Source organism: Streptomyces sp. NBC_00464 (assembly GCF_036013915.1).
GTDB lineage: Bacteria > Actinomycetota > Actinomycetes > Streptomycetales > Streptomycetaceae > Streptomyces.
On sequence record NZ_CP107899.1, the window covers coordinates 6,381,961 to 6,395,665 of the forward strand.

The window sequence follows — 13,705 nt, forward strand, 5'->3', positions numbered from 1 at the left end:
CATCGACCCGCCTCCGAAACTCAGTCGCACCGGTCCGCGCGAATCTGTTAGACAGCCAGGATGTCTTCTCGGCGCCCCCTGCTTCCACGTTCGGCACCGGCCACCTCCGGGATTTCGGCCCGTTCGATCGCCCTGCTGCTGGACCGGCTCGAAGAGCGATCCGTCGAGTGTCACTCGATCATGGTCGTGCACCGCGGTCACGTCGTCGCCGAAGGCTGGTGGGCGCCGTACTCGGCCGAGCGCCCGCACCTCCTCTACTCGCTGACCAAGTCGTTCACGTCGATCGCCGTGGGGCTCGCGATCGCCGACGGCCTGCTCTCGCTGGACGACCGAGTGGTGGACGTGTTGCCCGACCACGTCCCGGCCGACGTCTCGGAACAAGGAAGCCGCGTCACCGTTCACCACCTGCTGACCATGACGGCAGGGCATCCCACGGACAGCCTCACCGAGGCGTGGGAGCTGGAGCCCGAGGACCTGGTGAAGGGATTCCTGCGCCTGCCGTTCTCCGCGGCGGAGGGAACGCGGCACACGTACGACAACTCGACCACGTTCATCCTGGCCAGGATGGTGGAACGGGTCACGGGCCGCGGCCTTCCCGAGTTCCTCGACGAGCGGCTCTTCAAGCCGATGGGTGTCGATCACGCCGAGTGGGACCGGGTGGCGAGCGGTGCCGCCTTCGGGTTCCACGGCCTGCACCTCACGACCGAGGCCGTCGCCGCATTCGGCGAACTGTTGTTGCGGGGAGGCCTCTGGGGCGGACGGCAGCTGGTGCCCCGCACATGGGTGGAGCTGGCGACCCGACGGCACATTGACTGCTTGCCGTTCGAGGACGGAACGGACGAGGCCGACTTCTCCTGCGGCTACGGCTACCAGTTCTGGATGTCCCGTCACGGGTACCACGGACATGGTGCCTTCGGGCAGCAGTGTGTGGTGGTCCCGTCGCACGACCTCGTCGTCGCCGTGACCGCCCAGGGGGAATCGCAGGAAGTGCTCGATGCCATGTGGGAGTGTCTGCTGCCCGGGGTGGGCGATGGGGGCAGAGTTCAGGGCGACGAGGTGCTTGCCGATCGACTGCGTCGTCTGTCGCTGCCGCCGGTGCCGGGCTCGGCCGACCCGGAGCGTTCGGTCGGCGCGCGGCTTGACGCATCGGCCGAGGAGTCGGCGCTGCCCGACGGAACGGCAGTGACCGTTGATCCTGACGGCGGTGGATGGCTCGTACGGTTCGAGGCGCTTTTCGATATCGAGGTGGGCCACGGCGAATGGCGGGAGAGCTCTCCGCTCGGCCGGCCTGTCGTCGCGGCCGGAGCCTGGCAGGGCCACATGTTCGTAGCCGACCTTTACGTCATCACCACCCCGCACCGCGTACGGCTGGTCATCGATGCCGATGCCGGGACTGCCACGGCCCTTTGGAGCAGTCTGCCGCTCACCGGCCCCAGCCTGGAGCTGCATGTGCGGGCGCCGCTGATGACACGACCTGATGTCGCGTAGAACGTGGACACGGGAATGCCGAGGAGATGCGGGAGGCCCGCGCCCGCGGTGTAGCGGCTCGGGCCTCCGTGCGAGGGGTGCGGGTCAGGCGGACCGGGGCAGTCTGGTGCCGCCCGCCTTCGCGGGTGCGACGCCGAAGATGTCCACCGCGTGGTAGTACGTCCAGGCCGTGGCATTGCAGGAGGTCAGCGTCGCACCGGAGTAGGCGGCGCAGACGCGCTTGAGGTCCGCGTAGAGGGCGGAGTCGAGGCGGGCCTTGTTGGCGGAGAACGTGCCGGCGGCCTTGTAGTTGCGGTAGCCGAAGTCGTGGCGGGCGCAGGCCGTTTGGAACGGGAAGCCGAACGGGTTGTCGGGGGAGGTGCTGCAGTAGTCCGTCGACCAGTCGAAGCCGTACGCGGACCATGCGCCCTTGTTGTTGCGGGCGGCGTTCCAGGAGTTGTAGCTGGAGGCGCTCGTCTGGGTCCAGGAGCTGAGGACCTGGGGCTTGTCCGCAGGGGCGGCGGTAGCGGATGCGGCGGGGAGCAGGGCGAGCGGTAGCGAGAGGGCGGCCGTGACGAGCAGAGTGGCGAAGCGACGATTCATGGAACAACCTCCGGAGAAGCCAGGGGAGTTGTAACAGCTGTATGCCTCGTGGGTCTGGGGAGGCAGCTTCAGGATGCCGTCATGTACATGCCGTGTTTGGGGGTTTCGTCAAATGGCCTTCACTGTTTTCGAACGTCTCGGCCTGAGCGGTAGGCGTGACAAATCGGCCCGGATGCGCAAACTGCCCTATGGGCACGTCGCCGCACCCCTGCTCGGCCTTGCCTACCTGCTGCATCTTCACCTGAAGTCCCATGACCGCCCTATAGAGTTGTACTTCAACGGACATCCGTCGAAAGATGCGCCGGCCGCTGAGTCGCTGTGCTGAGACGTCAGAGAGGTTGTCCGGACCGGGCGACCCGGCTATGCGCTGAACTGCCTGGGGGGACGCGCCATGACCGAAGCTCCGATAGACACCGACGTCATCGGCGACGAGGGCGCGCGGGAGGCTGTCGAGCACGAGCGCGACGAGCTACGGGAGTTCATCAAGGGGCTGAGCCCGCACGACATCAAGTCGGGCGGCTGGTTCACCAAGCTCAGTGCTCAGGCCCTGAACTCCTATACCTCCAAGGTCAACTGGCAGTACTTTCAGGAGCGGTACGCGGGTGTACCCGCGGATGCCATCGTCGATCAGCGGATCAAGATGGCGGCCCGGTACGCCGCGCTCGAAGGCGGGCTCTCCGCCGGGGCCTACACGGCGACCGTCGCCGCCACGCTCGGGACCCTCGGTGGTGCTTCGTCGGCGACGGTCCCGGCCGCCGTCGCGACCATGATGGTCGATGTCGCGTTCATCACCCGGCTCCAGCTCCGACTGGCCTACGACATCTCGGTCCTCTACCGGGTCCCGCTCGACCTGTCCGACCCCGAGGACATGTGGAAGCTCATTCGAGTCGCCTTCACGATCAGGGGCGGGGAAGTGGTCAGGGAGGGCGTGGTCAAGACGGTCCCGGTCATGATGCGGCCGTTGATCAAGCGCTTCTACTCCAAAGCGGTACTGAGCACTGCGAAGGGACTCCCCTTCGTCGGGAAGTTTCTGCTGCAGCGCAACGTCATCAAGATCGGCATCCCCGTGGTCGGCGTTCCCCTCGCGGTGGTGTTGAACCGCTACACGACACTGCTCGCGGGGCGGCACGCGCAGGCCGCCTTCAGGAACGAGGCGCGGGTGATCGAAATCGCCGAGGGACTGAGCAAGCGGAGCCGGCACCCGCAGTTGACGCTGTGGGTGGCATGGCTCGTCATCAAGACGGGCACCAAGATGGCCGATGACGAGACGCTGTTGATGCGGCACCTGGTGAGGCTGGTCCGGGATCAGCACCAGGTGATCGATGAACAACTCGCTCACCTTGTCGATGTCGATCCCGCCGACGTGTGGCGACGCCTGGACGCGGAGCCGGGGGATCTGAGCGACCTCGTCGACGTCGCCGAACGTGTGGCTGCTGTGGACGGTGCCGTCAACGCGCGTGAGAGAGCCGTCATCTCCGAGCTTGCGGAGCGCTGCCGCCGGGCCTGACATCGCCCACCCGTCTGGTCGAGGAGGGATTCCGGGAGACTCCGCAGCCCGACTATCCGCTGGAGGCCCTGCGAGAACTCTCCATGAATGCCCTGATGCACCGCAACTACGAGACCTCGTACGCCCCTGTACGGATCGCCTGGTTCGACGACCGAATCGAGCTGACCAATGCCGGCGGGCCCTACGGCCAGGTACGGGACGACAACTTCGCATGATGCCCGGAAGCCGATGTTCGACCTCAAGGCCGCAGACGGCGCTCTCGGCAGCACACGGAAGTACGTGCAGACCTGTTATCGGGAGTTCCGGGGGCTGGCCGAGGGCGTGCTGGCCCGTACGGAGGAGCTGGCGCAGCCGTGAGGTGGCGGCCCTGCGCGCGGGGAAGGCAACCGCCCCGCGCGCAAGGCCCGAGAGGCTCAGCCCCGCCGGGCCAGATCCAGCGCTGCCGTGAGGACGAACCAGTCCAGCACTTCGCAGATCTCCTCGCTGTGCTCGGTGAAGAGCCTCAACGGGAACGAGGGGCGCAGTTCCAGCTTGGCCTCGGGAAGGTCGATGCCGTCGATCCTGTTGAGCCGGTGCAGCAGCTCGCGACGCTGTTCCGTGTCGTCGAACGGGCTGCGGTCCTTGAGGTACTGGAAGACGACCTCGACGGTCCCGCTGACCGGGTAGAGGCCCAACGGCCACATCAACTGCGGTCGGGTGCTCGTACCGGTGTCGAGCATGGGGAAGCAGCTTGTCTCCTCATAGCGCCCGTAGTCGAGATGACCACCCTGGCGACGCCAGAAGTCGAGGGCCGCTGTCACCCCGGGCACGGCCTCCGGCCAGTGCTTCTGCAGCTGTTCGCGGAAGCGCTCGGCCGCCTCCGCGTTCTCGTGGTCCGGGAGCGGATCGTGGCTGGTCTGCGTGGCCACGTCCCTGCCCAGCAGGGTAGCCAGTTCCGCGGCCGTCAGGCGCTGGGATGTATGGGCGCGGCCGTAGCGGTCGAACCGCACGCCTTCGCTCGCCAGCACGTCCTGGGGAGGCAGCCGTTCGCTGCCCTCCGCCCAGCGGAATCCGGACGAGACCTTGCCCTCGGAGTTCAGCACGCGGTAGGCGCCGATCACTGCCGGGTTGGCCGCCAGGTAGGCGCCGACAGGGACCGGGCGGGTGCCGATGAGCTCGGCGACGTCCCCGTACGCCGTCCATGTGCCGCTGGGCATGGCGACCAGTGCCGCGCGCAGCTCCGTCCAGCTGGACAGTTCCCCGGTGACCGGACGAAGCCCTCCGACCGGGCCGGGCCAGAGCTTCACCGCGCGTTCCCAGAGGCCGTCGGCGCGAGTGATGATCTCCGCTTTGCCCCAGCGCTTCGACGAGGCGATCTCCTGGTTCATGCGCAGTGCGCTGGAGTCGAGAATCTGCTGCTTGCGCTCGAACGGATGATTGGAGAGCTTGGAGTTGTCGCCTGTCAGAGTCAGGTTGCCGAGAGTGTGGACCAGCAGGTCGTGCAGTTCCTGGGGCGACTGGCCGGTCTCCGTCTCGTCGGCGAGGAGATCGAACCACGCCTGGGCCGGCCGCTGTGGCAGGACGTGCTCGACGCTGAGAGAGGCCTTGGCGAAGTCGACGGGCTCGCTGGGGGAGTAGCTCTCCTCCAGGCGGCGCAGGATGTAGCTGCGCTGCGGAGGGCGTCCGCTCCAGTAGAACGGCTTGCTCCGGATCGCGTCCCGCAGTTCCTCGTCACTCGGCCACCGACGGCGCTTCCCTGACAGGAAGCGCCGAACGGCCTCGGCCGCCGGGCGGTCGGTCTCCAGGTCCTTCGGCGCCTCCATGAAGATGCGGTTGATGCCGGCGGTCGGCGTCTGGCAGATGAGCCGCCTGGCCAGGTAGGACTCGACGTACAGCAGAGCCTCGGCCGCGTCCTCGGGTTTCGTCGATCCCGCGTCCACCAGGTCCAGCAGATGGAGGGCCAAGGGGTAGTGCGTCTGACCACCCCAGGCGGCCAGACGTTCCAGCGCCGCACGGAGAGGCGCCGAAGGCTCGCGGACGGGTTCGACGATGCGGAGGAATCGCTGTGCCCGCTCGGACAGTTGGGCGATCTCGCGCTGAAGCGCATTCTCGTCGCCCGCCAGCGGTTGCAAACGCTTCTGTTGCTCGCGGTAGATCTCGCTCTGCTTGGTCTTGTTGTGACCGCGTACGACCAGGTCCAGCCAGACCAGCAGTTCCAGGTTCTTGGGGCCCAGCTTCTGCTGCATGGGAAGCCACAGTTCCTGGTACACCCGCTCGCCGCGCTGGGGCAGCAGCATGAAGACGTAGTTGCGCAACAGGTCGCTCTGGCTGAGGCCGACGCCGGTATTGTTGATCGATTCGAAGATCCGGTAGACGTTGTCACCAGGTTCGGCGGTGATCTCCACGATCGACAGCAGGCCCTTGAGGACGCTTTCCACGGCCTCCAGCCAGCTCTTCGCGTCCGTCGCTGCCTCCTGCCCCTCCGAGAGGGCGCCGAGGAAGAACCGGTACGCGCCGCCGATGTTGCCTCCGCCGCCTGATCGGGGTGCCGAGCCGACGCACTCGGTGAACTCCTGCCGGTCCGCCTGGGTAGGGAGCAGACGGTAGTGGTCCAGACCCTCCTGGTACTCGTTGACGAGGATCTGGCGGTGGACCCGCTCGGCCCCACGGGGGTCGCCGGAGTCCTTCAGCCGGTCGCGCAGTGCGGTGAAAGCGAGCATCAGAGTGGTGAGACGCTGCTGACCGTCCACGACCAGCCACTTCTGTACTCCGCCGGCCTGGATCTGCCCCGGCGCGAGAACGACGGACCCGAGGAAGTGCGGTGCGGCCGACTCGCCGGCCCGGTGCTGCTCGACGAGCTCTCCCACGTCCTCCCAGAGCCGCAGCAGTTGATCCCGGCCCCAGCTGTACGTCCTTTGGTAGAGCGGGACCTGGAACTGCTTCTCCCCCTGGATGAGATTGAGGAAGGTGATCTCCTGGGCGCGCATGCGCTTCCTTTCCCTGCTGCGGCCGGTGCGTTCGCCTGACCGGGGACGTGCCGGGGGCGTTCGAGTGTGCGCACTGGATGCTGACTGGTCGGCGGGGTTCGGCGTATGCCGACGCCGGCTCCGTCTGTCGCTTCCGGGAGCTTAGGTGACGTTTGAGTGCCCGGTCAGCCCATCTCCGGGATCGGCTCAATCGAGGTGTGAACTCAGTGCGTCCTGTGCATTCACGTGCTGGGAGATCCTGGGCATCGTCTCGTTGGGAGAGCGTCGCAGCAGCTTCATGCTGCGGCCCTCGACCCACGCGTTCCAGGACTTGAGGTAGTACAGCAGATGTTCACGGGAGTCGTCGCGGCGGCGATGGGCTTTTCCACTGGCCAGGCCGAGCATCGTGTTGCGCAGGGTGAGGCGGGGGTCGCCGGACTCCAGCAAGGCGCCCGTCACCACTCCGTCCTGCCAGGCGGACTGGTCGATGTCGGGACGCGTGCGGGTGGTGACGTACCAGCCGATCGTCGCCGCTGTAGTGGTGATGCGACAGGCACGGTTGAACGCGATGCCGTGCGGGAGCGCCTCGCGGACGCCGGGATGCTTCTCCAGCATGACCAGCAGCTGGTCATTGCTGGTGACCGACGAGCCGCCGCTCCATGCGGAGTCGGGTGCGTTCAGGTAGAGATGGAGGCCGCGCAGGGCTGCTGCCAGGTGGGTGGCGTTGGACTCCCCGGCGAGCGCGAGGGTGTCCCGCCCCGTGCGCTTGCGGCCTGTGTCCATCACCGTGAAGGCGGCGCGCGGCACCCCGTGTGTGACTGTCAGCGGGACCGGGCGCCCCGCCTTGACGATGGCCGCCAGGCGATGCTGACCGTCGATCAGGCCGCCGTCCTCGTCGAAGGCGATGCCTTGGTGGGTGAGCTGCCATTCACCCCTCTGGATCTGTGCCGCGAGCTGCTGAACCGTGCCCTTGCTCAGCGGTCGGTTACTGGTGTTGTGAGTGAGCCAGGCAGCGGCCGTTTCGGGGGATACGTCGACGATTTCCATACGCATGGGCGAGACCTCTCGTGGGTTGGTGAGTGGTTGCTGGCCTAGATTGCAGGAATGATGTGAACTGAGTCAACTGATGAACGCTCGCGTTCGGGAGTGTCGAATCCTCGCCGGGGCGGGATGTCCGACGAGTCCTGTTCCGTGGCTCACGTCTGCTGGTACGCTCGTCGCGTGTGCTGAGTTCACACTTAGTTTATGGGGCGCGCTGGGGGGCGCACGTAACCCCGTGCTCCGGTTGGCCGGGGCGTGATTTCGCAAGTCGGCCACCTGTAGGGGGCCCTCAGTAGCAGTGGAGTGGCGTGTGAGCCAGGGTGGGAACGTGCTGAGCGACGGCATTGAGCCGGTCGGTTCCGTGCATCACTATGCGGATGGGCTTCATGTCCGTATCGACGAGGTCGTCCCGTACGAGCCGGTGAGCGCCGCCGGCTGTGACGGGTACCGGCAGGGTGACGATCTGATCCGGTGCACGCTGTATCTGAGTAACGGGACAGGGGGGCCCGTCGACCTGAGCGGAATCGGACTGTCGGTGCGTGGCGGACCGTATGGAAAGACCGGCCGTCGGGTGACCGACTCCGCGAGTGGTTCGCTCGACGGCGCATTCGTCGGGACGCTGCGCACCGGGCGTCGCGTCTCCGCGACCTGGGCCTACAGCATCCCGGCCGGCACTGGCCAGGAGCTCGATCTGGAGGTCCGTTTCGGTGGCACGCACCCGCGCGCGAGTGTCACCTTCAGTACCGCGCCCCCCGCTGCACGGACCAGCGCACGTGTACCCGCCGCCCGGGCCGCAGCGACGCCCTTGCCCGATCAGGCCGTGCTCTTCGGTGACGAACAGCGGTCACTGTTCACGCAGACTCCGGAGGTGCCCGCGGCTTCGCGCGGGGCGGCGGACGAGAGTGACGCCGCACGTGTCCGGCAGATCTTCCGCTTCCTGGCGGAGGCCGAGGAGTCCAGGACGCGCGCCGTCCGCACCCTCGACGGGGCGGCAGGGGCCGTGTGGTTCGAGGAACTGCCGGACGATCCGGGGGTGTCCGTGATGCTCGACGGCACCCTGGCAACCGACGACCCTGCCTGGCTGACCGTCGCGAGGCCCGATCGCGAGGATGCACCGCAGCCGAACGCGTTGCTGGAACCATGGATCGACGGGACTCGGATCCGTGACTTCAAGCAGCCTCGTGCCCCGCATCTGAGACGGCGCATCGAGCCCGAATTCCCGGACTGGTCCATCGGTATCCCGCTGGAGAAGACGTACCACGAGCTCGATCAGCACCCGAAGCGGGAGAAGATCGAGAAGTTGCACGCGGCCTGGGAGCAGGAGTGGGCCGCGTGGGCGCAGCGGCGGAGGGAGATCGACCCCCTGGTCAGACTGTACGACCGGCTCCACAAGATGCATGAGGATGCCGCCAACCTCGGTGAGGCATACGAACTCGTCCTCGGATTCGGCCGGCTCACCTGGCAGACGCCTGAGGGCCAGCGGGTGGAACGGCATCTGGTCACTCACCGTGCGACCCTCCACCTCGACCCTTCCACCGGAACGCTCATCGCGGCCCCGGATCCGGGTGGAGTGGGGCTCGAGCTGGAAGAGGGAATGCTCGACGGGGCACAGCACGTGCCGGGTTCCGTCCGCGAGGAGATCGTGGAGGTGCTGGAGAGCGCCTCGGACGTCACCGATTCCGGGCAGCTCGACGCCCTGCACACCGTCCTGCGGAGCTGGGTCAACGCCGCGCACAGCGCAGGGAACTATCTCCCGGCGGTACAGCGCGTCACTCCGCGCAGTCTCGATGTGCCCCAGGTCGGGCTCACACCGGCGCTCGTCCTGCGTGAGCGCAACCGCCGGTCCACGCTGGACGCGCTCAAGACCATCGCCCGCCAGATCGACGCGGGTACCCCGCCCACCGCTCTGCTGAGCTACATCGCGGGCCGAGATGGTGCGCTCACCGCCGCCGACCTCGTGGCGGCGCAGGGGGAGAGGAGCCAGGACGACGGCAGCGAGATGTACTTTGCGCTTCCGGCCAACGAGGAGCAGCGGACCATTGCCGAAAGGCTGCGGACCAACCGACTCGTCGTTGTCCAAGGGCCGCCCGGCACGGGCAAGACGCACACCATCGCCAACTTGGTGACGGATCTGCTCGCGCAGGGCAAGCGTGTCCTGATCACCAGCCAGACGCCGCGCGCCCTTCGGGTGCTGCGGGACAAACTGCCGGAGTCCGTACGCGACCTGTGTGTCAGCCGGACGGAGGACGGCGCCGCCGCGCAGCGCGAGCTGGAGGCGTCCGTGGCCCGGATCCTCGGTGAGTACGCCGGTTACGACCCGACGGCTTCGCAGCGTGAGATCCGTGCGTTGCAGGCTCGGCTGGCGGCTGCCCGGACGGCACAGCAGACCATCCTGCGGGATCTGACGGCACTGCGTGAGCAGGAGACGCACCGCTTCGCGGCGGAGATCGGGGACTACAGCGGCAGCCTGCAGGAGATCGCCGAACGGCTGGCTGTCGAGGCGGAGACGTACGGCTGGATCGGCCCGGTGCCGCAGGAACAGCCGTCGCTGAGCGCTGAGCACGCCCTGCGGCTCCTGCGCGCCACCCGTGCCTACACCCCGCTCCACCAGTCGCTCGCCGCAGAGGTGCCGGGCCCCTCCGAACTGCCGGGACCGGCCGCCTTCGAGGACGCGGTCGGCGTCGTGCGTTCGGCGGAGGAGGCACACGAGGCTGTTCGTCAGGATGAGCTGAGCCGACGTTACGACTCCGCTGTGCGCCGCCTCGACATGCACGAACAGGAGAAGGTGTCGGCCGCCCTCGACGCCTTCGTGGGTGCACGCGCGCGGGCCGGAGCTCTGGCCGCTGCAGCGGGCGGCTGGGCCGGCGCCCTGTTGGGCGAAGCCGCCTCGGGCCAGGACTGGCAGGTCCGTAGCCGCCACACCGCGGTGACGGACCTTCTCGCCGCTGCCGAAGCCTCCCTCTCCGTCCTGGGCAGCGCCATGGTCAGCGGACTGGAGCAGTACGAACCTGCTGTGGCACTCCGCCATGCCACCACCCTGCACGACGGGTTGCGGGACGGGCAGAAGCTGCGCGGGACGCTCGGCATCCGTTCGAAGTTCGCCAAGGCGGTGGCCCCGTTCGTGGAGGCGGTGCGGGTGGACGGCCGGTCCCCGGAGGACACCGGCACAGCCGCTGTCGTACTTGCCCGGATCCAGCTGGAACTCCGGCTGTCCCAGGTCGAGTCCGAGTGGGGCACCTCCGGCGCACCGTGGCAGGGCCCCGGCCCCAGGCTGGCCCGGCTGCGGCAGGACGCCGAGGCGCTCGACGCCCTCCTCGCCGTCGCGACGGCCCGCACCGACCTCGTCACGGCAGCCGCCACCTCCTCGGAGCTGAACGCCGCCGCCTGGCAGGACCCGACGGTCGAGAACGCCGTACGGGCCCTGCTGCGCGCGGCGGCCACGCTGCGTGCGGCCGAGCAGTCACGACGGATCATTGCCGGAGCCGAGGAGCTGCTGGGCGAGTGGAGCGACCGGCCGGGCGCCTCCCCGTCGGTGAGGCGTGCACTGGACGCCGTGCGTGCCCGTGACCCGGAGGGATACCGGGAGTTCAGCCAGGAGATCGCGAAGGTCCGCGACGCGGCGCATCTTCGCGCCGATCAGCACGCTGCTCGCGCCGTGGTGCAGGAGGTCTTCCCCTCCCTTGCAGAGAGGGTGGCCGGGAGCGCCGAGGACGGAGGCTGGGACGAGCGGCTCAGCGCTCTTGCGGGCGCGTGGGCCTGGTCCGCCTGGCGGGACCGTATGGAGCGTCTCACCGATCCGGATGCCGAGCGCGTTCTGCGCCGACAGCTCACCGAGGCCGACGACGAGGCCCGCATCATGCTGGCGCGCCTTGCGGCGGCACGGGCTTGGCACCGCTGCCTCGGGCTGCTCACGGGCGACCAGTCCAGGGCGCTCAGTGCGTATCAGCAGGCCGCCCGTCGTATCAAGGGCAAGTACCAGCACCGCTACCGCCGCGACGCCCAGGCCGCGCTGCGCAAGGCGCAGACCGCGGTGCCTGCCTGGATCATGCCCCTGCACCAAGTGGCGGAGACCGTGCCCATGGACCGGCCCGGCATGTTCGACGTGGTGATCGTCGACGAGGCCAGTCAGTCGGGGCTCGAGGCCATGCTGCTGAGCTGGCTGGCTGACCGGATGGTCGTTGTCGGAGACAGCAAGCAGGTGAGCCCCTCCAACGTCGGGCTCAAGCAGGACCAGTACTTCCACCTCAGGGACCGGCTCCTCACCGGGCTCGATGAGGACGTACGGAGCCTCTTCGGCCCGGAGTCCAGCTTCTTCGACCTCACCGAGGCGCTTTCGGCGGGCCGGGGCACGCTCATGCTCAAGGAACACTTCCGGTGCATGCCGGAGATCATCTCCTTCTCGAACGAGCTCTGTTACAACGGCCGGCTTCAGCCTCTGCGCCAGTACGGTGCCGACCGGCTGCCTCCGGTGAGAACGGTGTACGTCGAGAGCGGCGAGGCCATCGGAACCAACACTCGTCTGGCCAACTCCGCGGAGGCCGAAGCGCTCGTCGCCGAGCTGGTGCGCTGCTGTGCCGATCCCGCGTATGAGGGCAGAAGCATGGGGATCATCAGCCTGCGGAGCAGCAAGGCGCATCTGGAAGAACTGGAAAACCTTCTGGCCGAGCGGCTGGACTACGAGGAGCGGGAGCAGCGCCGGATCAGGGTCGGCAACGCGGAGGACTTCCAGGGCGACGAACGCAGCGTCATGTTCGTCTCGTGCCTCAACTCTCCCACCACAGCAGCCGGTACCGTGCCCGGGGGCTTCACCGGCAAGTCCTTCGAGCAGCGCCTCAACGTGGCTGCCTCTCGCGCCCAGGACCAGGTTTGGGTGTTCCACAGCGCTCGCGTCGAGCAGTTCCATCCGAACGATCTGCGCCGCCAGTGGCTCGACCACCTCACGCGACCCGCGGAGGAGGAGACCGTGGCGGTGCGGGGCGAGGTTCAGCCCGACGTACGGCACGAGGCGTTCGACAGTCTCTTCCAGCAGCAGGTGTACCTGGAACTGACCATGCGCGACTACCGGGTCCGGCCCGGATACAGGGTCGGCCGGCATGCCATCGACCTGGTGGTCGAGGGCGGTACGCGAAGGCTGGCGGTGGCCTGTGACGGTGACACGTTCCCGGAGGGCGAGGACGCTTCGACCGCGGCAGCCCGGCAACGCGATCTGGAACGTGTCGACTGGACCTTCGTCCGCGTCCGGGGCAGTCGGTTCCATCTGGACCGCGAGCAGGCGCTGGCTCCACTGTGGACGGAGCTGGAGCGACTGGGCATCGAACCCGTCACGGAGACAGGGCGGGACGCGCAGGAGGAGGCCGAGGGCGTCGGAGCGATCTCGGACGAGTCCGGCGGGAGCGGGACGGAAGTCTTCGACCGGGAGGGGGAGCCTGACGCGAAGGGGGCGGCGCCGCTCGGCGGGAGCGGGGCGGGCGTGGTCGCGGCGCACCGGCCCGAAGGGGACGGCCGCGGTGCGTACAGCCGCATGGAGCGCCGGGACCGGGAGCGCGAGGAGGTCAGGGCCACAGTCGCCCGGCAGCATCCGGCCGAGTCCGTGTTCGCTGCAGGACCGGACGCGGCGCCGGACCGCCCCACCCCCGCAGCGGCGGCAGCAGAGCGGCGGGAAGCGCTTCGCGGCGCACCGGGAGCCTTTCCGGTGCGGTCGATCCCCGTGGGGGCGTTCCAGCGGTTGATGGGGGAGATGCAGCGGTTGCAGACCGCCGTCGACGCACCCGACGAGATCCCCGCCGGCATCGATCCGGCCAATCTGGTGTTCCTGCGCAAGACGCAGGCGGATCAGCGTGACCGCCGGGCCAAGCGGCTGGCTTTTCTGCGGGCCTTCATCGACGCGGTGGCCATCGGAGACAGCGACGAAGCACCGTCTGTCGTGGTGCCGGGTGTCGTGCTGGTCCTTGAGTTCGACGGCCGGGTCGACACGGACACGCTCTACACGGTTGCCGAGCTGCCGGGCGGAGACGCGGACGCGGTCTCGCCCTCCTCGCCCCTGGGCCATGCGCTGATGTGGCAGAGGACAGGGCGAGAGCTGTCGTACAACTCGAACCAGAACACGGCGCACTCGGTCGTGATCCGAGAGATCAGGGCCTGA

At 68.2% G+C, this 13,705-nt stretch carries 9 protein-coding genes; 6 read left to right on the top strand and 3 right to left on the bottom strand.

Annotated elements, in window-relative coordinates; all coding sequences use genetic code 11:
• Positions 1 to 60 precede the first annotated feature (60 nt).
• Positions 61 to 1,488 (top strand): serine hydrolase domain-containing protein, encoded by a 1,428-nt coding sequence (locus tag OG912_RS28705; protein WP_327711861.1) that lies wholly within the window; start codon positions 61 to 63, stop codon positions 1,486 to 1,488.
• 84 nt (positions 1,489 to 1,572) lie between these two features.
• Here the strand turns inward: OG912_RS28705 and OG912_RS28710 are convergent, their stop codons facing one another.
• The gene (locus OG912_RS28710) at positions 1,573 to 2,070 is read right to left on the bottom strand and encodes a phospholipase (protein ID WP_327711862.1); all 498 of its coding nucleotides are present in this window, start codon (positions 2,068 to 2,070) and stop codon (positions 1,573 to 1,575) included.
• A 112-nt stretch (positions 2,071 to 2,182) separates the two neighbouring features.
• Between OG912_RS28710 and OG912_RS28715 the strand changes: the two genes are divergently transcribed.
• The 4 genes from OG912_RS28715 to OG912_RS28730 all read left to right on the top strand — a co-directional run bounded on the left by OG912_RS28715 (position 2,183) and on the right by OG912_RS28730 (position 3,934).
• A complete protein-coding gene (locus OG912_RS28715) occupies positions 2,183 to 2,395 on the top strand; it encodes a hypothetical protein (protein WP_327711863.1) in 213 nt (70 codons plus the stop codon).
• Positions 2,396 to 2,461: 66 nt separating this feature from the next.
• Positions 2,462 to 3,577 carry a hypothetical protein gene (locus OG912_RS28720; protein WP_327711864.1) on the top strand — a complete coding sequence of 372 codons (1,116 nt, stop codon included), beginning with the start codon at positions 2,462 to 2,464 and terminating at the stop codon, positions 3,575 to 3,577.
• Between the two features lie 83 nt (positions 3,578 to 3,660).
• Positions 3,661 to 3,792, top strand: coding sequence for a hypothetical protein (locus tag OG912_RS28725; protein WP_327711865.1), 132 nt, complete (start codon positions 3,661 to 3,663; stop codon positions 3,790 to 3,792).
• Positions 3,793 to 3,805: 13 nt separating this feature from the next.
• A complete protein-coding gene (locus OG912_RS28730) occupies positions 3,806 to 3,934 on the top strand; it encodes a hypothetical protein (RefSeq protein ID WP_327711866.1) in 129 nt (42 codons plus the stop codon).
• Positions 3,935 to 3,990: 56 nt separating this feature from the next.
• Here OG912_RS28730 and OG912_RS28735 read toward each other — a convergent pair whose 3' ends face one another.
• Both OG912_RS28735 and OG912_RS28740 read right to left on the bottom strand, forming a co-directional pair.
• The gene (locus OG912_RS28735) at positions 3,991 to 6,543 is read right to left on the bottom strand and encodes a GmrSD restriction endonuclease domain-containing protein (RefSeq protein ID WP_327711867.1); all 2,553 of its coding nucleotides are present in this window, start codon (positions 6,541 to 6,543) and stop codon (positions 3,991 to 3,993) included.
• 186 nt (positions 6,544 to 6,729) lie between these two features.
• Entirely contained in the window at positions 6,730 to 7,575 is an 846-nt protein-coding gene (locus OG912_RS28740; RefSeq protein WP_327711868.1) for a hypothetical protein, read from the bottom strand.
• A 298-nt stretch (positions 7,576 to 7,873) separates the two neighbouring features.
• Here OG912_RS28740 and OG912_RS28745 point away from each other — a divergent pair, with 298 nt between their 5' ends.
• Positions 7,874 to 13,705: an AAA domain-containing protein gene (locus OG912_RS28745; RefSeq protein WP_327711869.1), complete on the top strand. Its 5,832-nt coding sequence runs from the start codon at positions 7,874 to 7,876 to the stop codon at positions 13,703 to 13,705.